Genomic DNA, 24290 nt, shown 5'->3' on the forward strand with positions numbered 1-24290 from the left:
ATGTACGCACGACAGGTTGCAGAGACCCGGCGGCGGCAAGGGCGAGTGCATGCTTCTCGACTACAATTCATTGCTGCTGGCCGTCGGCTTCTCCGCAGCCTGCCTCAGCCTCACCCTGTTCGGAACCTGGCTGACCGCCCGTTCCGACAGGTTCCTGCTGACATGGGCGACCAGCGTGCTGGTGGTGGTGGCGGAGGTTTTTGTTTATGACGCCTATATCGATGCGCCCGGAACAACCCTCGGCATCCTGGCGCTGGCGCTGCTGCTGTTCGGCTTCTCGGTGATGTTGGGCGCCGCCCACCAGTTTCGGACTGGACGCTCGCCGCTGCCGCGCATCACGCTTGGCACTGCCTTCTCCTTTGCGCTGGCGTTACCGCCAATGGCGCTCGGCTATGACGGTCTGGGCTTCATGCTTGAGAATTTCCTTGCCGCGCTACTCCTATTCGGCACGGCGCATGAATATTGGAAGGGTCGCGAGGAGGCTCCGGCGCAACTCGTGGGCGTGGCGCTGCTCTATTCGTTGACCGCTGTTTCCTTCGTGCTTTGCGCGGCCGTGCTGGCTTGGGACGGCAAACTCGTCCTCGGCCACGCGCCGAGCAACTGGGCGGAGGATCTGAGCTTGGTCATCGTCATCGCCTCGATGACCGGCATCGGCGCGCTGTCGCTGGCGCTCAACCAGGGGCGGCTCGCGCGCCACCACAAGCATGAGGCCGAGACCGACGTGCTGACCGGGCTGCTCAACCGTCGCGCTTTGTTCGACCTGCACGGCAAGACGCCGGTCAGCGCTTTCACGGCGGTCGTGGTGTTCGACCTCGACGGCTTCAAGGCGATCAACGACCAGTTCGGCCATGCCGCCGGCGACGAGGTGCTGAAGGTTTTTGCCCAGGTGCTCTCCGCCGACCTGCGCCCGAACGACTCCGTCGCCCGCATGGGGGGCGAGGAATTCGCGATGGTGTTGAGGCGCACCTTGCCAGAGACAGTCGAGGCGACGGCCGAACGTGTCCGGGCCGCGTTCGCCGCGCGCATTGTTGAGACGGAGACCGGCCCGTTGCGCTGCACCGTCAGCGCCGGCTTCGCCTTCGGCAACAGCGATGGCGTGAGCTTCGACAAGGTACTCAGCGCCGCCGACAAGGCGCTCTATGCCGCCAAGCGCGGCGGCCGCAACCGCGTGCTCGACTTCCGCCGTGCCGGTTGAGGCTTGGGGCATCGCCCTCAGTGGTGGGCGATCACTTCGTTGAATGCGTCGAGATCGACGTAGAAGACCTTGGTCATTTCACCCAGCAGATCATCCTCCTCATAACCTTGTGACATCAGGATGTTGATCGCGGTCATGATATCGACTCGATCGGTGAGCCGCCGCTTCTGATAGTCCTCGACAAAACGTTCCATCGCCGTCCCCTGGCACGAATCCTTTTGGACGCGTTGACCGACAATCACTGGGGAGGAAAACTAGGCAGGCTTGCTTGCGTGGAACTTGCGCGCGGTGTCCGCGCGCCTTCCCCCTCATTCGCAACTGATACGGAAAGCGGCCGACTCACCAAGGCCAAGAAAAGACTAGCATGCGATATCCAACGCACCAGAGCTGGGCTGGGCCAGCGGAGAGAAATACTGGGCTTGCTGCCGCCTGCGATGTGAGCGAAGTCGAGAAAACGATTCTAGACTGTCAGAAACTTTCGCACATCCGCGCGGTCCAGATCTTCGGCGGGGCCGGTATGCACGATCTGGCCGCGATCCATGATGTTGACCTCGTCGGCAAGTTCCCGGCAGAAGTCGAGATACTGCTCGACCAGAAGCACGGCGATCCCCGCCTGGTCGCGGAGATACCGGATGGCGCGGCCGATATCCTTGATGATCGACGGCTGGATGCCTTCGGTCGGCTCGTCAAGCACCAGGAGCTTGGGTCGCATCACCAGCGCTCGCCCGATGGCAAGTTGCTGCTGCTGGCCGCCGGAGAGATCGCCACCGCGGCGGCCGAGCATCTGCTTCAAGACCGGAAACAGCTCGAAGACATGGGCCGGAATGTTACGGTCGGCGCGCCTCAACGGCGCGAAGCCGGACTCCAGGTTTTCGCGCACCGTGAGCAGCGGAAAGACTTCCCTGCCCTGCGGCACGAATGCGATGCCCGACCGGGCGCGGTCATACGCCGCGCTCCGGTCGAGCGCCTTCCCCTCGAAGGCAACGCTTCCGCTCGTCAGCCGGTGATGGCCGACAATCGATCTCATCAAACTGGTTTTGCCGACGCCGTTTCGGCCGAGCACGCAAGTGATCTTGCCGGCACCCGCCTTCAGCGAAACGCCGCGCAGCGCCTGGGCGGCGCCGTAATGCAGCGTGGCATTGGAGACTTCGAGCATGGTCAGCCCCTTCTCCAGCGCTTCAGGAAAGCGAAATCGAAACGGCAAAATGGAACCCGCCAGACCATGCTCACCGCCCCAGATAGACTTCGACGACACGCTCGTCCGCCGAGACGAAATCGAGCGTGCCTTCCGACAGCACCGAGCCCTCGTGCAGGCAGGTGACCTTGACGCCGAGCTCGCGCACGAAATGCATGTCGTGCTCGACGACCACCACCGAATGGTCGCGGGCGATATCCTTGAGCAGACGCGCGGTCTCCTCGGTTTCCGCATCGGTCATGCCGGCGACCGGCTCGTCGACGAGCAAAAGCTTTGGGTCCTGCGCCAAGAGCATGCCGATCTCCAGCCATTGCTTCTGGCCGTGGCTGAGATTGGCGGCGAGCTCGCCGCGCTTGTCGCCGAGACGGATGATGCCGAGGATGTCGTCGATGCGCCGCATCTCGGCCGCCGAGCGGCGATGGAAAAGAGCCGGGAAGATCGAGCGCGGCCCTTTCAGCGCCAGCATGAGATTGTCCTCGACGCTGTGGCTCTCGAAGACGGTCGGCTTCTGGAATTTGCGGCCGATGCCCATCATGGCGATTTCGGCCTCGTCATGCCGGGTGAGATCGACCTCACCGTCGAAGAACACTTCGCCCTCGTCCGGTCGCGTCTTGCCGGTGACGATATCCATCATCGTCGTCTTGCCGGCGCCATTCGGCCCGATAATGGCGCGCATCTCGCCCTTGTCGAGCACCAGCGACAGGTTGTTGATGGCGCGAAAGCCATCGAAGGAGACCGAGACGCCGTCGAGATAAAGGATGGTGTTCGACTTGCTCATGATCGCTCATTCCGCCGGCTGCGGTTCGGCGCCGGAAGCCGACCAGGCGCCCGGCGTTCTCGCCGCCGACCGCACGATCTTCGGCTCCGGCGGCTCCTCGATATCGGCACCGGCTTCCGCCGCAAGCGAAGCTGAGCGCAGCGCCTTCGCCTTGCCGCGCCAACCGTCCCACACGCCGACGATGCCCTTGGGCAACAGCAGGGTGACGGCGACGAACAGGCCGCCCAGCGCGAACAGCCAGAATTCCGGCAGCACGCCGGTGAACCAGGATTTGCCGGCGTTGACGAGCAGCGCACCGAGGATCGGGCCGACAATGGTGCCGCGCCCGCCGACGGCGGTCCAGATCACCACCTCGATCGAGTTGGCCGGGTCGAATTCGCCGGGATTGATGATGCCGACCTGCGGCACGTAAAGCGCTCCGGCGATGCCGGCCATGATAGCCGAGACCGTGAAGGCGAACAGCTTGACGTTCTCGGCCCGCCAGCCGAGGAAGCGGGTACGGCTTTCAGCGTCGCGCACCGCCATCAGGAGCTTGCCGTATTTGGAGCGCACGATCGCCGCGGTGACGAAGACAGCGAGCGCCAGCATAACGGCGCTGGCCGCAAACAGCGCCGAGCGCGTCGTATCCGCCTGCACGTTGAAGCCCAGAATATCCTTGAAATCGGTCAGGCCGTTATTGCCTCCGAATCCCATGTCGTTGCGGAAGAAGGCGAGCAGCAGCGCATAGGTCATCGCCTGGGTGATGATCGACAGATAGACGCCGGTGACGCGGCTTCGGAAGGCGAACCAGCCGAAGACAAAGGCGAGCAGGCCGGGCACGGCCAGCACCATCAACGCCGCGAACCAGAAATGGTCGAAGCCGTGCCAGAACCAGGGCAGCTCCTTATAGTTCAGGAACACCATGAAGTCCGGCAGGATCGGATTGCCGTAGACGCCGCGCGAGCCGATCTGGCGCATCAGATACATGCCCATCGCATAGCCGCCGAGCGCGAAGAAGGCGCCGTGGCCGAGCGAGAGGATGCCGCAATAGCCCCAGACGAGGTCGAGCGCGAGCGCCAGCAGCGCGTAGCAGAGATATTTGCCGACCAGCGCTACGATATAGGCCGGAATGTAGAAGGCGCTTTGCGGCGAGACCGCCAGGTTGAGCAGCGGCACGGTGATGGCCGCCGCGAGCAGCGCGAGGATCATGACGGCGATCCGGCGATCGGCGCCGAAGAAGCGTTGCGTGATCATGCTTCCACCGCCCTGCCCTTCAGCGCGAACAGGCCGCGCGGGCGTTTCTGGATGAAGAGGATGATCAGCACCAGCACGACGATCTTGCCGAGCACCGCGCCGGCATAGGGCTCGAGGAACTTGTTGACGATGCCGAGCGAGAAGGCGCCGACCAGTGTGCCCCACAGATTGCCGACGCCGCCGAACACCACGACCATGAAACTGTCGATGATGTAGCCGCGGCCGAGATTGGGCGAGACATTGTCGATCTGGCTGAGCGCCACGCCGGCGATGCCGGCAATGCCGGAGCCCAGCGCGAAGGTCAGCGCGTCGACCCATTGCGTCCTGATCCCCATCGAGGCAGCCATGCGGCGGTTGGCGGTGACGGCGCGCATCTGCAGACCCCAGGCCGTGCGCTTCATGACGTAGAGCAGCACCGCAAAAACAAGTAGCGCGAACACCAGGATCCACAGCCGGTTCCAGGTGATGGCCAGCTGGCCGACATCGAACGAGCCCGACATCCAGGATGGATTGCCGACCTCCTGGTTGGTCGGCCCGAAGATGGTGCGCACCGCCTGCTGCAGGACCAGCGAGACGCCCCAGGTAGCCAGAAGCGTCTCCAGTGGGCGGCCATAGAGGAAGCGGATGATGCCGCGCTCGATCGCAAGGCCGACAAGTGCTGCGACAAGGAAGGCGAGCGGCAGCGCGATCGCCAGCGACCAGTCGAACAGGCCCGGAAACGAGGTGCGGATCACCTGCTGGACGACGAAGGTGGTGTAGGCGCCGAGCATCACCATCTCGCCATGCGCCATGTTGATGACGCCCATGACGCCGAAGGTGATGGCAAGCCCGATCGCCGCAAGCAGCAGCACCGATCCCAGCGAAACGCCGTACCAGATATTCTGGCCGGCATCCCACAAGGCCAGCTTGGAGTTGATGTTGCCGATCGCGGCCGCCGCCGCGTCCTTGACCGCGCCCTGGCCATTGGCATCGACCGAAGTCAGCAACGAAAGGGCGTCGCGGTCGCCACGCGCGGCGATGATCGAGACGGCCGCGAGCTTGTCGGCTTCGGGCTTGTCGGAAACCACGACTGACGCCGCGCGCGCCTGCTCGAACAGGGTTTTGACGCCGGGATCGGTCTCGGCGGCGATCGCGGCATCGAGCGGCTCGATGTTCGCCGCATCGGGCGTCTTGAACATGGTTGCCGCGGCGGCGAGGCGCACGCTGGCGTCCTTGGCGCGCAAGGTCAGCGTGCCCAGGGCATCGCGGATCGTGCGGCGGAGCCCATTGTTGACCTTGATCTTGGTGAGATCGGCCTTGGCGGCGTCGGCAGTCTCTTCGCCGCTCAATGGATCGAGCAACTCGATGCCGTCTCCCGCTTCCTTGCCGACAAAGACCTGGGAGTCGCTCTTGCGAATGTAGAGATTGCCGGCGGCCAGCGCCGAGAGAGGCCGTTCGACGGCCGGATCGCCGCTCGCGGCCAGCTCGCGCACGACGGCCTCGGTGGCCGAGAAGCCGGTTGCAGCCGCGAATTTGGCGATCGTCGCGCGAAGGTCGGCCTCAGCCGCCTTCGACGGCGTCAGTCCAGCCATCGTCAGCAGCAACATCAGACCAATTGCGCGCAGCAGCAGCATTATCGTCTTCAAGCAGCTTTCTTGGTTTCGGGGATCTTGCCCGGGCGGACCGAAAGGGCCCACCCGGGCTGCGGTCTCGGATCGTGGGGCCACTCCGCGATCCGCCAGACCTGAGGTCTGGGACCAAAGGTCCGGACCGGGATCAGTTGGTGCCCTTGCCGCCGCACTTTCCGGTAGCGACGTTGAAGTTGCCGCAGGACAGAGGCGCGCGCCAATCCGAGATCAGGTCCTTGGAATCCGGCAGGTAGTCGGACCATTCGTCGCCCATGACGAGGCCGGGCGTTTGCGAGACGGTCTCGAACTGGCCGTCGGCCTGGATCTCGCCGATCAGCACCGGCTTCGTGATGTGGTGGTTCGGCATCATCGTCGAATAGCCACCGGTCAGGTTCGGCACCGAAACGCCGACCATGGCGTCGATGACCTTGTCCGGATCGGTGGTGCCGGCTTTCTCGACCGCCTTCACCCACATATTGAAGCCGATATAATGGGCCTCCATCGGGTCGTTGGTGGTGCGCTTGTCGTTCTTGATGAACTTGTGCCAGTTGTCGATGAACTTCTTGTTCTCCGGCGTGTCGACGCTTTCAAAGTAGTTCCAGGCGGCGAGGTGGCCGACCAGAGGTCCGGTATCGAGGCCGGCCAACTCTTCCTCGCCGACCGAGAAGGCCATGACCGGGATGTCCTCGGCCTTGACGCCCTGGTTGCCGAGCTCCTTGTAGAACGGCACGTTGGCATCGCCGTTGACGGTCGAGACCACGGCCGTCTTCTTGCCGGCCGAGCCGAATTTCTTGATCGCCGAAACCTCGGTCTGCCAGTCCGAGAAGCCGAACGGCGTGTAATTGACCATGATGTCCTCGGCCGGCACGCCCTTCGACTTGAGATAGGCTTCGAGGATCTTGTTGGTGGTGCGCGGATAGACGTAGTCGGTGCCTTCAAGGACCCAGCGCTTCACGGAGCCGCCATCGGCGCTCATCAGATAGTCGACGGCCGGAATAGCCTGCTGGTTCGGCGCCGCACCGGTGTAGAAGACGTTGCGCTCGCTCTCCTCGCCCTCATACTGGACGGGATAGAACAGAATGTTGTCGAGTTCCGAGAACACCGGCAGCACCGATTTGCGCGACACTGAGGTCCAGCAGCCGAACACGGCCGCCACCTTGTCCTTGGAAATCAGCTCGCGCGCCTTTTCGGCGAAGAGCGGCCAGTTGGACGCCGGGTCGACCACCACGGCTTCCAGCTTCTTGCCGAGCAGGCCGCCTTTGGCGTTTTGCTCGTCGATCAACATCAGCATGACGTCTTTCAGCGTCGTCTCCGAAATCGCCATGGTCCCCGACAGCGAATGGAGGATACCGACCTTGATCGTGTCTTCAGCCGCCTTGGCGGATGCTGAAGCCAGCAGACCGGCCGCGACGACGCCGGCGGACAGGATTTTTGTTATTTTCGCGAAGTTACCCCTCATATGACACACTCCCAAGCTGGTTGTTTTGCATCGCAATATTAGCGGTGCAAGCGACGTGCCAGATAGGAATACGCTGAACTGATTCTCGCGATAACGCAGTGATTACAGCTGGTTATCTGATAGCCGCGCAACTGTCGCCTCTACTGCGACGCGGCAGGATTGAGAAAAGTTTACGCACCACTGCCTATATTTTGCACAAATGGTAAAAATGCCTATGATTTCACCACATAGGCAAGGGTAGCTTCATGGACCCTGTTGCGGGCTCATGGCGAAATGAGGCAAGGTCGCCGTCCAAACGAGCGACGTCATGGCCCTGCGAACAATCCTGACTTTCCTGCTTCTTGTGTCCGCCTCCGGTGGCGCCCGCGCCGATTTTGCCGACGGCAAGCTCCCGGACGGCGTCTATCACTGCGAGGTCTACCTGCTCGGCCTGTTCCTCAACCTCGGCGACATCACCATCAAGGGCAGCCTCTACAGCGGCCCGGTGACCTTCGGCGCCGCACCGCCGCCTTACAATTACCAGATGAACCCCAATGGCGAGATCACCTGGCTCGGTCCGCTCGGCGGCTACACCGCCGGCGGAAATTCGATCTCGATGACCCAGGCGACGCTGGATGACCCAAGCGCTCCCTCCTTCGACATCATCATGAAGCAGCAGGACGGAGCCTTCACAGCCTCGACCTGCACCAGAAGATAGTCCCGCATAAAAAAAGGCGCGGAACCCGTTTGGGTCCCGCGCCAGCAGGCAGTCGGGAGGTCAGATCGTTTTCGCCGACATCTGGGCGGCGATGTAGTCGGCCTGGCGGATCGCCAGCGTCACGATGGTCAGCGTCGGGTTCTCCGCGGCACCCGTGGTGAACTGGCTGCCGTCTGAGACGAACAGGTTCTTGATATCGTGCGACTGGCCGTGCTTGTTGACGACGCCGTCCTCCGGCTTTTCGCTCATCCGGTTGGTGCCGAGATTATGGGTCGAAGGATAAGGCGGCGTCGGGAAGGTCCTGGTCGCACCGACCGCGGCATAGAGCGCCTGACCCTGGCTGTAGGCATGGTTGCGCATGGCCTCGTCGTTCGGATGATCGTCGAAATGCACGTCGGCGATCGGCATGCCGTGCTCGTCCTTCTCGTCCTTGTGCAGCGTGATGCGGTTCTCTTCGCGCGGCATGTCCTCGCCGACGATCCACAGACCCGCCGTATGGTCGTAATGGTCGAGCGCCGTGGTGAAGGAGCGGCCCCAGCCGCCGGGATTGAGGAAGGCCGCCATGAATGGCAGGCCGAGCGACAGCGTCTCCATCTCATAGCCGCCGACGAAGCCGCGCGACGGGTCGTGGCGCGCCTCGTCGCGGATGATGCCGGCCATGGTGGTGCCGCGATACATATGCACCGGCTTGTCGAAGATGGCGTAGACCGAGCCGGTGGTGTGGCGCATGTAGTTCTTGCCCACCTGTCCCGACGAGTTGGCGAGCCCGTGCGGGAATTTCGATGATTCCGAGTTGAGCAGCAGGCGCGGGCTCTCGATCGAATTGCCGGCGACGGCGACGATGCGGGCTTTCTGCTCCTGCAGCTTGCCGTCCTTGTCGGCATAGACGACGCCGGTCACCTTGCCTGAAGCGTCATGATTGATCTTGATCGCCATCGAGTTCGGCCGCACCTCCAGATGCCCGGTCGCCTCGCCCTTCGGGATCTCGGTGTAGAGCGTCGACCATTTGGCGCCCCATTTGCAGCCCTGGAAGCAGAAGCCGGTCTGCTGGCAGGAATTGCGGTCGTCGCGCTCCACCGAATTGATGGCCATGTTGCCGGTGTGGCATTCCTTGTAGCCGAGCCTGTCGGCGCCGGCCTTGAGCACCTTGAAATTGTTGTTGCCCGGCAGCCGCGGCCAGTTGTTGGTGCCGGTGACACCCATCTTGGCTTCGGCCTTGGCATAATAGGGCTCCATCTCGGCTAGCGTCACCGGCCAGTCGAGGAGGTTGGCGCCCTTGACCTTGCCGTAGGTCGTGGCCGCCTTGAACTCGTGCTCCTGGAAGCGCAGCGAGGCGCCGGCCCAGTGCGTGGTCGAGCCGCCGACCGACTTGACGATCCAGGCCGGCAGGTTCGGAAAATCCTTGGCCACGCGCCAGTCGCCCGAAGTGGTGCGCTTGTCCTTCCAGGCGAGCTGGGCGAACGACTCCCACTCGTCGTTGATGAAGTCCTCATATTCGTGGCGTGCGCCCGCCTCGAGGATGACGACGTCGATGCCTTTCTGGGCGAGTTCGTTGCCGAGCGTGCCGCCGCCCGCGCCGGAGCCGATGATGACGACCACGCCGTCATTGTTGAGATCAAATTGTGCTGCCATGGTTTCCTCCCATGAAATCTGTCGAAAAGCGGTTCGTGGCAGAGCGGCTCAGAGCCACTCGATGTCGTTGAAGCCGCGCGCGATGTAGCCGCCCTTGGAGTAGGACTCGCCCTCGTAACCGAAGATCGGCCACACCTCCTTCTGGTTATAGAGGCTGCCCACAAGCCCGCCGCGCACCGCCTGGAAGAACGGCGTCTTCTCGATACCGGTGAGCAGCGCCACCCGCTGCTCTTCCCAGCCAAGCCCGAGATAGCCGCCCTTGCCGGCCTTCTTGTCGAGCTCGGCGATGCCTTTCTCGATCAGCTCCTTGTGGGCAGGGTCCTTGGCGGCCGTCTCGTCATGGCCCTTGACCGCAATGGCGTAATATTTGTCCGGCACCTGGTCGTGCGGGTAGATGTCGCGCGCCACCTGGATCAGCGTCGCCATCGTTTCGGGCTTCAGCGCCGCGGTTTCGAGACCCCAGGCGTGTTCGGGGCTGATGACGGCGCTGCCGGAGATGATGAGCAGCGCGCCCGCGCCGCCACGCTTCAGAAGCTCGCGCCTAGATAGTCCGGCTTTCCTCTCATAACCCGGTTTCTTCTCGTAGACTGTAACCATGATTTCCTCCCTGCTTGCTGTTCGCACCCCCCGAGAGTGCCGTTGCTGGCGCCGCGCCTCTCCGCGGCGTATCCCCTATTGGAAGCGCCCTCCCCGCTGCAGGACCTCGATCTTGTAGCCGTCGGGATCCTCGATGAAGAAGAAGCGGGCGATCAGCGCCCCGTCGTGATTGAACTCGACAATCTTCTTCGGGTTGAGACCGAGCGCGCCGATCCGGTCGTGTTCGCTGTCGAGATCGGCGACCGAGACGGCGAGATGGCCGTAGCCGTCGCCAAGCGCGTAGGGCTCGGCGCGTCCCTTGTTCACGGTCAGCTCCACCTCGAAAGGCGAACTCTCATTGCTGAGATAGATCAGCGTGAAGGTCTCGAAATCGAGCCGCTGGGCGACCTCGAGACCAAAGGCCTTGTTGTAGAAGTCGACGGAGCGTGCTTCGTCTAGAACCCTGATCATGGAATGGATCGTCTTCGCCAACTCGGACTCCGTGAGCTCTCATATTTTCGAAGCCGATTATGCGCGCCGGCGAAAAATGGTGGTGGCAGCCGATTACCACGCGAGGAGCTGGAAAACGGCTAGTGTTGCTCCAATTCTAAGGACGAAAGTCCGATTGCCGTCGGCGGCTATCGGATCGAAAATGACCAACGCAGGCAGTGTTCAAGAAGGCGCCAGCCAACCCAATCGGCGCCCAAGACAAACAACAACGGGAGGTACCGATGTGCAGAGTCTTCGCCGGGCAGGACCCGGAAGGCTACCGGCAGATCAACAGGTCGATCCGCATCGACGGCCATTCGACCAGCATCCAGCTCGAAGCGACATTCTGGGGTCTGCTTGACGAGATCGCCGACAGCCAGGGACTGACGACGCCGAAATTCATCTCGAAGCTCTATGACGAGGCGATCGAGATCAACGGCCAAATCCCAAACTTCGCTTCCATGCTGCGCACGACCTGCGCGCTCTATTTGCGCGGCCATCGGCCCAGCGCCGAAGACCAGGCCGCATTGAAGCAGGAAGCCGCCTAACTGCTCTCGGCTGCGACTTCGAGCGCCAGCCGGGTCATGTCGGTGAAGAGAGCCTGACGCTCCGAATAATCGGTCAGCTCGCCGGTGGCGACATGATCGACCACGGTGAGCAGCGACAGCGCCCGCGCGCCGAACTGCGCCGCAATCCGATAGAGCGCGCTGGTTTCCATATCGACGGCCAACGCCCCGAGCGCCCTTGGCTCGTCGAACCGCGCGCGGTCATCGGGATGGTGGAACACGTCGCTGCAGATCGTCAGTCCTGCGCTGCAGGCGATGCCGAGATCGGCGGCGCATTGCAGCGCCCGCGCATGCAGCGCCGGGTCCGGTCCCGCCGGCTGGTACAGCCCGAACACCTGCCCGCTGATTGCACTCTCGGCCCGCACCTCGCTCGAGACGACGACGCCGCGCAGGGGCACTTCTTCCGACAAGCCGCCGCATGTGCCAGTGCGTATCAGCGTTTTGACGCCGTAATACTCCATCAGCTCAAAGGCATAAATCAGGAAAGACGGCGCCCCTATCCCGGTCGCCTGGATGCTGACCGGCTTGCCGCGGAACCGGCCGGTGAAGCCCAGCGCACCCCTTCGGCGGTTCACGCAGCGCGGCGCCTCGAGAAACATCTCAGCCATCCATTGCGCGCGCTCGGGGTCGCCCGGCAACAGCACCGTTTCGGCATAGTCCCCCCGGCCCGCCTCGATATGCGGCGTCACGCGCTACCACCCCTGATAGACCCATCCGTCGACCATCATGGCAGGACTGCCGCAATGCGCAAGCGCTGGCTTATTTAGAGCAATTGCAGGGAATTGCTGAACGTCCTATGATTCCAGCACGTCCTTGACGATCGTCGCCAGTTGCTTGAGCGAGAACGGCTTCGGCAGGAAGCCGAAATGCGCGTCGGCCGGCAGGTTCTTGGCGAAGGCGTCCTCGGCATAGCCCGAGACGAACACGAACTTGATGTCCGGCTGACGCTTGCGCAACTCGCCGAGCAATGTCGGCCCGTCCATCTCCGGCATCACCACGTCGGACACGATGATATCGACCTTGCCGCCGAGCGCCTCGAATACCTCCAGCGCTTCGACGCCGGACGACGCCTCGTGGACGGTATAGCCGCGCGAGGTCAGCGCCCTGACGCCGCCCATGCGCACGGCATCTTCGTCCTCGACCAGAAGCACGGTGGCCGAGCCGGACAGGTCTTTCGCGGTGTCGGCCGGCTTCGCAGGGGCCGCCGCTGCGATCGCCGGCGCCTCGCCCGGCTCGGCCTGCTTCTTCACCTCGGCGATGTGGCGCGGCAAGAAGATGCGGAACACCGTGCCCTTGCCGACTTCGGAATCGCAGAAGATGAAGCCGCCGGTCTGCTTGATGATGCCATAAACCATGGACAGGCCGAGGCCGGTGCCCTTGCCCACTTCCTTGGTCGTGAAGAACGGCTCGAAGATCTTCTTCAGCACGTCGGGCGCGATGCCGCTGCCGGTGTCCTCCACGTCAACGAGCACATAGTCGGCCGGCGTCAGCTCGCGATAGGCGAAGGATTTGCACTCGTCGGCGGTGACGTTGCGGGTGCGCACGGTGAGATCGCCGCCGCTCGGCATGGCGTCGCGCGCATTGACGGCGAGGTTCACCACCACCTGCTCGAACTGGCCGATATCGACCTTGACCGGCCACAGGTCGCGGCCATGGTCGATCTTGAGCTTGATGTCGTTGCCGACCAGCCGGGCGAGCAGCATCCTGAGATCGGCCAGAACATCGGTCAGGTTGAGCACTTCCGGCCGCAGCGTCTGCTTGCGCGAGAAGGCCAGCAATTGCCGCACAAGCGAGGCCGCCCGGTTGGCGTTCTGCTTGATGTTCATGATGTCGGGGAAGGACGGGTCCGATGGCCGGTGATTGGTCAAGAGAAGGTCGGACGCCATGATGATGGCGGTCAGCACGTTGTTGAAATCGTGCGCGATACCGCCGGCGAGCTGGCCGACCGCCTGCATCTTCTGGCTCTGCGCCATCTGGCCCTCGAGCGCCTTCTGCTCGGTGGTCTCGACCGCATAGACGATCGCCGCCTCCTCGGCGCCTTCGGTGCCCGCGCTATCGGCCACGGCGTTGACGTAGAAGCGGATGTGCCGCTCTTCATTGCCGGGCAGCACGGAGTCGATCGGCTCGATATTGGCCTGCCGCTGCCTGGCCTTCTCGAAAGCGGCGGCGAAAGCCGGCCGGTCGCGCTCGTGGACGATGGTCTCGAATCGCACCCGCCGGTCGACGGCGTCGCGGTCGACCACGGACGAAAACAGCTGCAGGAACGGCGCGTTGGTGCGCAGGATGCGTCCGTTCGCATCGACGCCGGCAATGGCCATCGGCGTCGAGTTGAAGAAGCGGGTGAAGCGAACCTCGGAGGCCCGCAGCTCCGCGGACGCATCCTCGCCCTGGGTGCGATTGAGGACGATCGTGCGGGTCGGGCCGTTGACGCCTTCGCGGCTGGCCGAAACCCGGTGCATGAAGCGCACCGGCAGCGCCTGGCCGCTCATGGTGGTGAGGTCGAGGTCGATGACGGCGTTGCGGGTGGTACCCGGGTCGGCCTTGACGGAACGGACCAGCGCCATGCCGTCGCCGGCGATGATTTCCGGCAGCGTGATGGCGCCCGGCGTGAAGGAGGCAAGGTCGATGCCCAGCCACTCGGCAAGCGTGGCGTTGATATAGGTGACGCGGCCTTCCTGGTCGGCTGAGAAGAACCCGGCCGGCGCATGGTCGAGATGATCGATGGCTTTCTGCAGGTCGAGGAAGAAACGTTCCTGCTCCGCCCGTTCCTGCGAAATGTCGGCGAGCTGCCAGGCCAGCATCGGCAGCCTTTGCCCGGGCATGCTGAAGGCGCGGGCGCGGGCGCGGTACCAGCGCGCACCGGGCTCGGCGCCGGGCTTGATCGACTGCGCCAGCCGGAACTCGCCGTCGCCCGCCTGGCCGTCGCGCAGGCCGGATGCCAGCCGGTAGATCGTCACCGAAGCTTCGGGAACATCCGACAACAGCCCCTCGACGGTCTTGAGATCGGCGGCCGAGGCAGCACCCGTCATATCGGCATAGGCGCGGTTGGCGTAGACGACGCGGCCCTTGGTGTCGGTGACCAGCAGGCCCTGCGACATCGAGTCGACGAAGGCTTTCGACAATTCATCGCCGGTCGACCGCGGCGCGATCTGCACGAAACCGATCGCGGTCGCGAACAGGAAGCCGACGCCGATCATGGCGAGCACGCCGAGCATGCCGAGCAGGAAAGGGTCGCCGAGGCGCTCGCGGAAAAGTCCGAAGACGATCGCGGCACCGGTCAGCACGATGATGAAGACGATGAGCCTGGTGACGGCGCCCGGACGCGTGTTCTGGTCGACGATCGGTACCGGATAGAAATCGCCGCGCGCTTCCTTGGCCATGTTCCCCCTGCTCGTGATTCCGGTGTCCGATGGGCGCGGACGGTCGGTTGAATCACATTCTCCTGTAACGGAAAAGGCCTTGGCCGCAAATGTCCGATAAAATCAACGATTCATGTTTCAAACTGTTCACGATGGATGATGTGAACTTGCGGCGGGCCGCCGCGGCGGTCTAGTGTCGCCTTACTCGAAAAGGCGATTGGGTGCACCGATGCTGCAGTGGCTGGATAGCGTGGCGGGTCCGGGTTATGTCGCTGCAATCCTGTGGACGTTCGCAGCGCTCATTTTGCTTGTCGTCGTCCTGCTCGTCATCAAGGTGGTTCGCAACCTGACCTTCGGCACCTTCGTGGCCGGCGGCAGGAACCGCAAGACGCGCCTTGCCGTCATGGACGCGACCGCCGTCGACAGCCATCGCAGGCTGGTGCTGGTGCGCCGTGACGACATCGAGCATCTGATCTTGATCGGCGGGCCGACCGATGTCGTGGTCGAGCGCGATATCCGGCTGGCAGCACCTCGCCGGCCGGCGCTGACCGGCGACAGCGGCCAGCAGCAGGCAACCGCCGCCGCGCGCCCGCGCGCGCCGCAGCCGGCACCTCCGCCCCCACCCGCGCCCGTCAGGCAACCGCCGCCTGCCGCCCAGCCAGCCGCCGCCACACGCCCGCACGCCCCGGCACCTGGTCCCGCGCCCAAGCCGGCGGCGCCGAGCCAGCCGACGGCGAAGGTCATGCCGATGCCGGGCTACGGGACGGCCAACGGCGGCACCAGATACACGCCGCCGCCCTCAAACGATTCCATCGACGACACGCTGATGCACGAACTCGAGACCTCTCTCGACGAAACGCACGCCCAGCCGCCACCCAGCAAACCTGCGCCCAAACCTTCGCTCGATGACGAGATGACCAAGCTGCTTGGCGAACTGGGCAGCCACAAGCGCTGACCTTCCCGGCAGAAGCGAGCCTTTCCGCGCCCCTGAGCACCGGAAACGAAAATGGCCGGAAATCCGGCCATTTTCTACGTTTTCCTGCCTATTCGGTTCGCGTCAGTCGTCGCGATAGACCTTCTCGCGGCGTTCGTGACGCTCCTGCGCCTCGATCGACAACGTCGCGATCGGACGTGCGTCGAGCCGCTTCAACGCGATTGGCTCCCCGGTTTCTTCGCAATAGCCGTAGGTGCCTTCGTCAAGGCGCTGGAGCGCGGAGTCGATTTTCGAGATGAGCTTGCGCTGGCGGTCGCGGGCGCGCAATTCGATGGCGCGGTCGGTTTCGGAGGAGGCGCGATCGGCCAGGTCGGGGTGGTTGGCGTTTTCCTGCTGCAGGATTTCTAAGGTTTCGCGCGCTTCGCGCAGAATGTCGTTCTTCCAAGTGATAAGCTTTTGGCGGAAGTACGATTTTTGCCGTTCGTTCATGAACGGCTCGTCTTCGGAGGGTACGTAATCGGCGGTAACGATGTCGTTCATTCGACTCACCCAACAACCCCAAAATTTGGCGCCTATATATTCGGGGACAAGAGCCTGCACAAGCGCTATCGGCGAGAGTTTCACGCAATTGTTAGTCTCGCATCGGGGACTCCGGCGACGACGTTGTTTCAACGGCACAAAACGAATTCGCACATGATTCGTTGCAGTTGTCGGCCGACCATTGTGCATGACGTCGTTCTGGTGACTAATCGCGCGTTGCCAGGAAGGCAGCGTCATGGAGGTCTGGTTTGAGCAGGCTTTATCTCTTGCGGCATGCCAAAGCCGGCTGGGCGCTGCCCGGCGTGCGCGATTTCGACCGCCCGCTCGACGAATCGGGCATGGCCGATGCCGAAGCGATTGGAGAAGCCATGCTGGCCCGCAACTACGTGCCGGACGTCACCCTTTGCTCAAACGCCAAGCGGGCGAGGCAGACGCTGGAAGGCCTGGCGGGGCGCACCGACACCGGCCGGATCCTGTTCTTCGACACCCTCTACAGCGAGGATGCGGCCGGCTATCTCGACATCATCCGCAAGAATGGCGGCGCCAACTCGCTTCTGGTGATCGGCCACAACCCGATGACCGAAGATCTGGCCGTGGCCGTGTCGGGCGACGGCGATGAGGCGGCGCGCGGCATGATGAATCACGGTTTTCCGACCTCCGGCCTTGCCGTGGTGCGCTTTCCCGGCAAGCTTGCCGAAGCGGCGCAGGGCAACGGCTATCTCGAAGCCTTTCTCACGCCCGCCGACCTCTGAGACCATTTCAAACCCACGATCCAGGGCCTATATCGGGCGCGGACGCGCAACCAGAGGCTGATTTGGCATCATCGCTGACCAATTTCACCGACGAGGCAAGGATTGCGCTCGACACGCTATCTGGCCGCGCCGCCGGGCTCTTCTCTCCGTCATTGCGTCTTGGCGTCACCGGGCTCTCCCGCGCCGGCAAGACGGTGTTCATCTCCGCTCTCGTCCACAACCTCATCCATGGCGGACGCCTGCCCCTCTTCGAGGCCCAGAAATCCGGCCGTATCGCCCGCGCCTTCCTCGAGGAGCAGCCGGACGACGCCGTTCCGCGTTTCCAGTATGAGGACCATGTCGCGGCTCTGGTGAACGACCGCGTCTGGCCGGACTCGACCCGCGCCATCTCCGAGCTCCGGCTCACCATCGAATATGAGTCGGCTTCCGGCTGGAATCGCCTGTTTTCAGCCGGAAAACTTTCCGTCGATATCGTCGATTATCCCGGCGAGTGGCTGCTCGACCTGCCACTGCTCGGTAAGTCCTTCGCCGACTTTTCGCGCGAGGCGGTCGAACTGGCCGCCCTGCCCGTCCGCTCCGACCTGTCGCAGGCCTGGCGCGAGCTGGCTTCCACCGTCAGCCCCGATGCCGACGCAGACGAGATGACGGCGCGACGATTGGCAGAAAGCTTTGCCGCCTATCTCAAGGCCTGCAAGCTCGACGACCGCGCGCTGTCGACGCTGCCGCCCGGCCGTTTCCTAATGCCAGGCGACCTCGAAGGTTCTCCGGCGCTCACCTTCGCGCCGCTTATGACGCTGACGCAAGGCCGGCCGCGCTCCGGATCGCTGCAGGCGATGATGGAGCGCCGCTATGAGGCCTATAAGACGCATGTTGTCAAACCGTTCTTTCGCGAGCACATCACCCGCCTCGACCGGCAGATCGTGCTGATCGACGCCATGCAGGCGCTCAATGCCGGCCCGGCGGCCATGGCTGATCTGGAGCGCGCGGTGACCGAGATCCTGTCCTGCTTCCGGCCCGGACGCGGCAATTTCCTCACCGATTTCTTCTCGCGCCGCATCGACCGCATCCTGGTCGCGGCGACCAAGGCGGACCATCTGCACCACGAAAGCCACGACCGGCTGCAGGCGATCGTGCGCCGGCTGACCGACCGGGCCGTGGCGCGAGCGAATTTCAGCGGCGCCGCCGTCGATGTCGTCGCCATGGCAGCGGTTCGCTCGACCCGCGAGGGCACGGTGAAACAGGGGCGAGAGACGCTGCCCGTCATCATCGGCATCCCGCTCAAGGGCGAGAAGATCAACGGCGAGACATTCGACGGCAAGACCGAAACCGCCATATTCCCGGGCGATTTGCCGGAAAAGGTGGGCGCCGTGTTCGACATTTCTCGATCACCGCCCGACAGCAGCGAGCCGGCGATCCGTTTCGTGCGTTTCCGCCCGCCGAAGCTCGAACGCACCGCCGAAGGCGTCACGCTGTCCTTGCCGCATATCCGGCTCGACCGCGCGCTGCAGTTCCTGATCGGAGATCATCTGGCATGACCGCGCCCCGAAAACCGGCGGCCTTCCGCATCGAGCCTGAGACCGAGGCGCCGCCGCAACCACAGCGAAACCGCGCTGCCGAGGAACAGCCGGCGCGCAGGCCACGTGCCGCGAGGGCCGATGTAGCGGTCGTGATCCCCTCGGAAGTCGACGTCTTCGAGGAGCCGGATATCGAGGCCGCGGTTCCGCCGCCGGCGACGGCGCCGAGAAAGCGTTCGCTGTTTTCCCGGCTGTTCTTCAGCGCTCTGAGCGTGCTCGTCTCGCTGGCGGTCGGCCTGTGGGCCGATCAGTTGATTCGCGACCTGTTTGCGCGCGCCGAATGGCTCGGCTGGCTGGCGGCCGGCATGGCGGCGATCGCGCTGCTTTCCCTGCTCGTCATCCTGATCCGCGAATTCCTCGCCATCGCCCGCCTTGCCGAAGTCGAAAAGATGCAGAAACGGGCCCTGGATGCGGTGGCGCGCGACGATCCCAAGGCGGCGCGCGCCTTGGTCGACGAGCTCTCGGCCTTCGTCGCGGCGAAACCCGAGACCGCCGCAGGGCGTCGTTCGCTCGCCGAATTGCGCGGCGAGATCATCGACGGGGCCAATCTGGTTCGGCTGGCCGAGACCGAAATCCTGTCGCCCCTCGATACCCGTGCCAAAGTCATGATTCTGGAAGCGGCGAAGCGCGTGTCGCTCATCACAGCGGTCAGCCCGCGCGCGCTGGTCGACATCGCTTATGTCGTGTTCGAGGCCGGGCGGCTGATCCGGCGCCTCTCCGAGCTCTATGGCGGCCGCCCAGGCACGCTGGGCTTCTTCCGGCTGGCGCGCGGCGTGCTCGCGCATCTGGCGGTGACCGGATCGATCGCGGTGGGCGACAGTTTCGTGCAGCAGATCGTCGGCCACGGGCTTGCCGCAAAACTCTCGGCAAAACTCGGCGAAGGCGTGGTCAACGGCATGATGACGGCGCGCATCGGCATCGCCGCGATGGAAACCGCCCGCCCCTTACCGTTCATCTCAGTGAAGCGCCCGGGCCTCGGCGATTTCCTCTCGGCGCTGACGTCTTTCGCGGCACGAAAGAGCGGCCAGGACGACCGATAAGGTAAACGCGTGACCCATTGCGGGTGACGAAGCATTAACCAATCTTCTGCATGGTCAGTTCGGTCCCAAGAATAGACTCTTTCGTGCCGGGTGTCGTCGATGAGAAGCGTAATCCTGTCCTGCGTTCTGCCTGCCGCCATTGCGATTGCCGCGCCGCTCGGCCTCGTCGAAAAGGCCCTTGGCGCAGAGCCGGACAAGCAGTTTTTCCGCTCAGTCGAAGGCAGATGGGTCGGCCCTGGCGAGATCATCGCCGGCAAGTACAAAGGCACCAAATTCACCTGCGATTTCAATGGCTCGACGCCCGCCAGCAAGCTCGGCATGACGCTTGACGGCGGCTGCAGGGTCGGCGTGTTCACGCAAAAGATGTCCGCCAGTGTCGAACGCAAGGGCCGCGACGGTTACCGGGGCACCTTCATGGGCGGCTCGACCGAAAGCGGCATGGACATTGTCGGCGGCAATGTCGTCGACACCCAGAAGGTCGTTTTCACCATCAACCGCAAGCAGTTGAACGGCGTCATGCAGGCGCGCGTGCCGGACGGCAATTCGATGACCGTGACGGTGGCCGTGCGCGTCAACAACCAGCTTGTGCCGGTGATCGGCATGAGCCTGAAGCGGGTCGATTCGGTCGAAGTCGGCGCCATCGCCAAGAACTGATCCGGCTCGGTTCCGGCAGCCCGCACCCACACTCGCAAAAATAGACTGATCAAGTCAAAGTCGGAAAGTGGCAGGCCACTTTGCGGCCAGGGCGATATTCCATCAGTTCCGGCCGCTCAGAGCGGCAACGATCCACCGCGATCGGGCATCGCGGATGGAAGCGGCATCCGGATGGTGGTTTGAGCGGGCTCGGTACGTCGCCGGTGAGGATGATGCGCTTGCGCGCGCCCGCAGGCGTCGTCTCGACGATGGGAACCGCCGAGATCAGCGCCTGGCTGTAGGGATGGGCAGGTGTCGCAAAGACCTCTTCCGCCGGGCCTTCCTCGACGATCGAGCCGAGATACATGACCGTGATGCGCGTCGAAACCTGGCGCACCACAGAGAGATCGTGGGCGATGAAGATATAGGTGAGCTTCAGCTTCTCCTGCAGATCGGCGAGCAGGTTGACGATCTGGGCCTGCACCGACACGTCGAGCGCGGAGACCGGCTCGTCCAGCACGACAAGGTCGGGATTCAACGCGATGGCCCTCGCGATACCGACGCGCTGGCGCTGCCCGCCGGAGAATTCGTGCGGATAGCGCATCATATGGTCCGGCAACAGCCCGACCAGCTCGAACAGCTCCGCCACGCGCGCGGTGATCTCACGCGCCGAAACCTTGCCATGGATACGCAACGGCTCGGCGACGAGATCGCCGACGCGCCGGCGCGGATTGAGCGAGGCCGAGGGATCCTGGAAGACCATTTGCAAGCGCCGCCGCAGCGGCCTGAGCTCGGACAGCGATTTCGAGGTGATGTCGTCGCCTTCGAACAGAAGCTTGCCGTCGGTGATGTCGTAGAGCCGAACCAGGCAGCGCGCCAGCGTGGACTTGCCGCATCCGGATTCGCCGACAAGGCCGACAGTCTCGCCGCGCCGCACGGTCAACGAAACGTTGTCCACGGCATGGACGGTCCGCCTGCCTTCGGCGGAAAAGCGGGTGCCGATCGAAAAGCGTTTTGTCAGCGAACGCGTCTCGAGGATCGGGCGATTTGTGTTTGTCATCGGTTCGCTCATGCCTGTGCCACCCGAAAGCACGCGGCGGCATGCGCGCTCGCGCCGAGACCCGGCTTGCCAGTCTCGCATGGCTCGTAGCGGGCCGGGCAGCGCGGGCCGAAGGCGCAGCCTTGCGGCAGCCGCAGCAAGGAAGGCGGCGAACCGGGGATGGCCGGCAGGCGGCGCGGTTTCTGGCCGGTCAGCGGCGGGATCGAGCCGAGCAGCGCGCGCGTATAAGGGTGTCGCGGGTCGGAAAACAGCTCCGTGCGGGTGCCGCGCTCCACCACGCGGCCGGCATACATGACCATGACCCGGTCGGCGAGCTCGGAGACGACACCCATGTCATGCGTGATGAAGACCACCGCCGACTTGTGCTTCGCCCGCAATTTGCGCACGAGGTCGAGAATGCCGGCCTGCACGGTGACGTCGAGCGCGGTGGTCGGCTCGTCTGCCACCAGCAGCGCCGGATCGCAGGACAACGCCATTGCGATCACGGCGCGCTGTCGCATGCCGCCGGAAAGCTGGTGCGGATAGCGCGACATTGCCTCGTGCGGGTTGGGGAAATTCACCTCCGCCAGCAGCTGCTCGACGCGCTCCATCGCCTTGGACTTGCTTAACCCCCGATGCGCCCGGATCTGCTCGGCGATCTGCCAGCCGATCGTGTAGACCGGCGTGAGCGCCGTCATCGGGTCCTGGAAGATCATCGCGATCTCGTTGCCGCGCAAACGACGAAGCTCGCGCGGCGGCAGGCCCACCAATTCGCGGCCCTTGTAGCGGATCGAGCCTTCGATTGTGGCGTTCGGGTCGGTGATAAGCCCCATCACGGCGAGCAGCGATACCGTCTTGCCGGAGCCGGATTCGCCGACGACGCCGAGGATCTCGCTTTCCTTGAGATCGAACGAAACGCCGTCGATGGCCCGTACCGGCCCGTCATGCGTGCGGAAGGACACTTTGAGATCACGCACCGACAGTATCATGATGCACTCAGGCGCGGATCGAGAAGGATGTAGACGAAATCGACGACCGCGTTGGCGATGACCACGAACATGGACGCGTACATGACCGTCGCCATGATCATCGGCAGATCGAGATTCTGCAGCGCGTCATAGGTGAGCTTGCCGATGCCGTGCAGGCCGAACACGACCTCGGTCAGCAAGGCCGAGCCGCCCACCAACGCGCCAAAGTCGAGGCCGAACAGGGTGACGAAGGCGATGAGCGAGGTGCGCAGCGCATGGCGAAACAGAATGCGGGTCTCCGACAGGCCCTTAGCGCGGGCGGTGCGGATATAATCTTCCTGCATGGATTCGATGATGGCCGCGCGGAGCACGCGCCCGTAAATGCCGATATAGAGGATGGCCAGCGTGATCCATGGGATGACCAGCGTCAGGAACCAGCCCTTGGGATCGTCGGAAAAGTTCTTGTAGCCGAGCGGCGGCACCCAGGAGAACGCCCAACTGTCGTGATAACGGCTCTGGGTCATCAGGTTCATCACCTCGCCCAGCCAGTAGACCGGCATGGAAATGCCGAGCAGGCCCAAAGCCATCAGGAGCTTGTCCAGCCAGCTGTCGCGGGTGGCCGCGGCGACGATGCCGATGATGATGGAGACGACCACCCACAGGATCGCGGCGCCGAACACCAGCGATAGCGTGACCGGGATCGAATCCATGACGGCCGGCACAACCTTCCAGCCGCGGTTGACGAAGGAGGTCAGATCGCCGGTGACGAAGATCTTCTCCATCATGCGCGTGTATTGCACGTAGAGCGGCTGGTCGAAGCCGAAGCTGTGGCGCACCGCCGCCAGCACTTCCGGAGAAGCGTTGCGGCCGGCGATGCGCGCGGCGGGATCGGCGCCGGGCGTGGCGAAGAAGATCAGGAAGACGATGACCGAGATGCCGAACATCACGAAAAGCATCTGACCGAAACGGCGCAGGATGGCATAAAACATCAGTCGCGCCCCAGCCGGACCTTGGAACGCGGATCGAGCGCATCGCGCAGGCCGTCGCCGAAGACGTTGAGCGCCATGACGGAAATGGCGATCGCCAGCCCTGGCACCAGCGCAACCAGCGGCCTTGTGTAGAGCAGCGCCTGCCCATCCTGGATGATGGTGCCCCAGCTCGCGGCCGGCGGCTGCACGCCGATCGACAGGAACGAAAGCGCCGATTCCGTCAGCATGTTCAGCGCCATCATCAGCGGCACGAACACGATGAGGGTGGTGGTGATATTGGGCAGGATGTCGCGCCACAGAATGCGCCAGCCCGGCACGCCCAGATTGATCGCGGCGAACACGAATTCGCTGTGGCGCAGCGCCAGGACCTGCCCGCGGATCGGGCGCGCGACATAGGGTATATAGACAATTCCTATGATGATGATCGGCAACCATAGGCTGCCCGACTGGATCTCGATCGGTCCGATCGCGATGCCTTGCGCGATGGTGACGATGGAAAGCGAGATCGCCAGCAGATAGATCGGAAACGCCCAGAGCACGTCGAGCAAGCGCGACAGCACCGTATCGGTGATGCCGCCGAAATACCCCGCGATCAGGCCCGCCATCGTGCCGACGATCAGCGTGAAGATGGTGGCCGCCCCCGAGATCAAAAGCGAGTTCAAGCCGCCATAGAGCAACCTTGCCATGACGTCCCGCCCCTGGCTGTCGGCGCCGAGGAAATAATTGCCGAGCCGCCAGGTCGGGCCGATCGGCGTGTAGCCAAGCCCCAGTCCCTCGGTCGACTGTTCCATCACCGGAACGTCGGCGCCGTCGATCTGGATGACGGCGTCGAGCGTCGAGGCGAACGGATCCGTGCCCGCCCATTTTGCGTAAAGCGGCGCGCTGAAACAGGCGAGGACGATGATGAGGAACACGGCCAGGGACGCCATGGCGGCCCTGTCCGTTGCCAGCTTCGCAAACGCGACGGCCCAGGGCCCTCGCGTCTTGCGCGGCATGGCGGCGACTTGGCTGGACACGATATGTGCCTTCCGCGGT

At 63.9% G+C, this 24290-nt stretch carries 24 protein-coding genes; 8 read left to right on the top strand and 16 right to left on the bottom strand.

What is annotated here, in order from left to right; genetic code table 11:
• Positions 1-49: 49 nt before the first annotated feature.
• A complete protein-coding gene (locus tag LB553_RS07445; RefSeq protein WP_224511984.1) occupies positions 50-1195 on the top strand; it encodes a GGDEF domain-containing protein in 1146 nt (381 codons plus the stop codon).
• Positions 1196-1212: 17 nt separating this feature from the next.
• Here the strand turns inward: LB553_RS07445 and LB553_RS07450 are convergent, their stop codons facing one another.
• From LB553_RS07450 to urtA, 6 genes are all read right to left on the bottom strand, one after another.
• Entirely contained in the window at positions 1213-1389 is a 177-nt protein-coding gene (locus LB553_RS07450; RefSeq protein WP_224511986.1) for a hypothetical protein, read from the bottom strand.
• A 266-nt stretch (positions 1390-1655) separates the two neighbouring features.
• Positions 1656-2351 carry an urea ABC transporter ATP-binding subunit UrtE gene (gene urtE / locus LB553_RS07455; protein ID WP_041000655.1) on the bottom strand — a complete coding sequence of 232 codons (696 nt, stop codon included), beginning with the start codon at positions 2349-2351 and terminating at the stop codon, positions 1656-1658.
• 70 nt (positions 2352-2421) lie between these two features.
• A complete protein-coding gene (gene urtD, locus LB553_RS07460) occupies positions 2422-3168 on the bottom strand; it encodes an urea ABC transporter ATP-binding protein UrtD (RefSeq protein WP_224511988.1) in 747 nt (248 codons plus the stop codon).
• Positions 3169-3174: 6 nt separating this feature from the next.
• A complete protein-coding gene (gene urtC / locus LB553_RS07465) occupies positions 3175-4401 on the bottom strand; it encodes an urea ABC transporter permease subunit UrtC (protein WP_224511990.1) in 1227 nt (408 codons plus the stop codon).
• Complete coding sequence (urtB, locus tag LB553_RS07470) at positions 4398-6014, bottom strand: urea ABC transporter permease subunit UrtB (protein WP_224511992.1); 1617 nt, start codon at positions 6012-6014, stop codon at positions 4398-4400. Before urtB ends, urtC begins: the two co-directional genes overlap by 4 nt.
• A 142-nt stretch (positions 6015-6156) precedes the next feature.
• The gene (urtA, locus tag LB553_RS07475; protein ID WP_224511994.1) at positions 6157-7467 is read right to left on the bottom strand and encodes an urea ABC transporter substrate-binding protein; all 1311 of its coding nucleotides are present in this window, start codon (positions 7465-7467) and stop codon (positions 6157-6159) included.
• Between the two features lie 307 nt (positions 7468-7774).
• Between urtA and LB553_RS07480 the strand changes: the two genes are divergently transcribed.
• Positions 7775-8164 (top strand): hypothetical protein, encoded by a 390-nt coding sequence (locus LB553_RS07480; protein WP_224511996.1) that lies wholly within the window; start codon positions 7775-7777, stop codon positions 8162-8164.
• A 60-nt stretch (positions 8165-8224) separates the two neighbouring features.
• Here LB553_RS07480 and LB553_RS07485 read toward each other — a convergent pair whose 3' ends face one another.
• From LB553_RS07485 to LB553_RS07495, 3 genes are all read right to left on the bottom strand, one after another.
• Positions 8225-9796, bottom strand: coding sequence for a GMC family oxidoreductase (locus LB553_RS07485; RefSeq protein ID WP_224511998.1), 1572 nt, complete (start codon positions 9794-9796; stop codon positions 8225-8227).
• A gap of 48 nt (positions 9797-9844) precedes the next feature.
• The gene (locus tag LB553_RS07490) at positions 9845-10393 is read right to left on the bottom strand and encodes a gluconate 2-dehydrogenase subunit 3 family protein (RefSeq protein ID WP_224512000.1); all 549 of its coding nucleotides are present in this window, start codon (positions 10391-10393) and stop codon (positions 9845-9847) included.
• A 75-nt stretch (positions 10394-10468) separates the two neighbouring features.
• Positions 10469-10864: a VOC family protein gene (locus LB553_RS07495; RefSeq protein ID WP_224512001.1), complete on the bottom strand. Its 396-nt coding sequence runs from the start codon at positions 10862-10864 to the stop codon at positions 10469-10471.
• A 239-nt stretch (positions 10865-11103) separates the two neighbouring features.
• Here LB553_RS07495 and LB553_RS07500 point away from each other — a divergent pair, with 239 nt between their 5' ends.
• Complete coding sequence (locus LB553_RS07500; protein ID WP_095765274.1) at positions 11104-11409, top strand: ribbon-helix-helix domain-containing protein; 306 nt, start codon at positions 11104-11106, stop codon at positions 11407-11409.
• On the opposite strand, the gene LB553_RS07505 is transcribed toward LB553_RS07500, so the two are convergent.
• Together LB553_RS07505 and cckA are read right to left on the bottom strand one after the other, a co-directional pair.
• The gene (locus LB553_RS07505) at positions 11406-12116 is read right to left on the bottom strand and encodes a purine-nucleoside phosphorylase (protein WP_224512003.1); all 711 of its coding nucleotides are present in this window, start codon (positions 12114-12116) and stop codon (positions 11406-11408) included. The two genes, LB553_RS07500 and LB553_RS07505, sit on opposite strands and share 4 nt — an antisense overlap.
• 105 nt (positions 12117-12221) lie before the next feature.
• Entirely contained in the window at positions 12222-14807 is a 2586-nt protein-coding gene (cckA, locus tag LB553_RS07510) for a cell cycle histidine kinase CckA (protein WP_224512005.1), read from the bottom strand.
• 208 nt (positions 14808-15015) lie between these two features.
• Between cckA and LB553_RS07515 the strand changes: the two genes are divergently transcribed.
• Complete coding sequence (locus tag LB553_RS07515) at positions 15016-15741, top strand: flagellar biosynthetic protein FliO (protein WP_224512007.1); 726 nt, start codon at positions 15016-15018, stop codon at positions 15739-15741.
• A gap of 102 nt (positions 15742-15843) precedes the next feature.
• Here LB553_RS07515 and dksA read toward each other — a convergent pair whose 3' ends face one another.
• On the bottom strand, positions 15844-16260 hold the full coding sequence (gene dksA, locus LB553_RS07520) for an RNA polymerase-binding protein DksA (RefSeq protein ID WP_224512009.1): 417 nt from the start codon (positions 16258-16260) through the stop codon (positions 15844-15846).
• A 248-nt stretch (positions 16261-16508) separates the two neighbouring features.
• Between dksA and LB553_RS07525 the strand changes: the two genes are divergently transcribed.
• The 4 genes from LB553_RS07525 (at position 16509) to LB553_RS07540 (ending at position 20280) form a co-directional block, all read left to right on the top strand.
• Positions 16509-17012 carry a SixA phosphatase family protein gene (locus LB553_RS07525; protein ID WP_224512012.1) on the top strand — a complete coding sequence of 168 codons (504 nt, stop codon included), beginning with the start codon at positions 16509-16511 and terminating at the stop codon, positions 17010-17012.
• Positions 17013-17074: 62 nt separating this feature from the next.
• Positions 17075-18547, top strand: coding sequence for a YcjX family protein (locus LB553_RS07530; RefSeq protein ID WP_224512014.1), 1473 nt, complete (start codon positions 17075-17077; stop codon positions 18545-18547).
• On the top strand, positions 18544-19626 hold the full coding sequence (locus tag LB553_RS07535) for a YcjF family protein (RefSeq protein ID WP_224512015.1): 1083 nt from the start codon (positions 18544-18546) through the stop codon (positions 19624-19626). Before LB553_RS07530 ends, LB553_RS07535 begins: the two co-directional genes overlap by 4 nt.
• 99 nt (positions 19627-19725) lie before the next feature.
• Positions 19726-20280 (top strand): hypothetical protein, encoded by a 555-nt coding sequence (locus LB553_RS07540; protein WP_224512017.1) that lies wholly within the window; start codon positions 19726-19728, stop codon positions 20278-20280.
• A 49-nt stretch (positions 20281-20329) separates the two neighbouring features.
• On the opposite strand, the gene LB553_RS07545 is transcribed toward LB553_RS07540, so the two are convergent.
• Genes LB553_RS07545 through LB553_RS07560 form a run of 4 tightly spaced genes read right to left on the bottom strand, consistent with a single transcriptional unit; the run spans position 20330 to position 24250 of the window.
• On the bottom strand, positions 20330-21319 hold the full coding sequence (locus tag LB553_RS07545; protein ID WP_224512019.1) for an ABC transporter ATP-binding protein: 990 nt from the start codon (positions 21317-21319) through the stop codon (positions 20330-20332).
• A gap of 8 nt (positions 21320-21327) precedes the next feature.
• Complete coding sequence (locus LB553_RS07550; protein ID WP_224512021.1) at positions 21328-22287, bottom strand: ABC transporter ATP-binding protein; 960 nt, start codon at positions 22285-22287, stop codon at positions 21328-21330.
• Positions 22284-23255, bottom strand: coding sequence for an ABC transporter permease (locus LB553_RS07555; protein ID WP_224512023.1), 972 nt, complete (start codon positions 23253-23255; stop codon positions 22284-22286). Before LB553_RS07555 ends, LB553_RS07550 begins: the two co-directional genes overlap by 4 nt.
• Complete coding sequence (locus LB553_RS07560) at positions 23255-24250, bottom strand: ABC transporter permease (RefSeq protein WP_263483963.1); 996 nt, start codon at positions 24248-24250, stop codon at positions 23255-23257. Before LB553_RS07560 ends, LB553_RS07555 begins: the two co-directional genes overlap by 1 nt.
• Between the last annotated feature and the right edge of the window lie 40 nt (positions 24251-24290).

Source organism: Mesorhizobium sp. CA8 (assembly GCF_020164955.1).
Classification (GTDB): domain Bacteria; phylum Pseudomonadota; class Alphaproteobacteria; order Rhizobiales; family Rhizobiaceae; genus Mesorhizobium.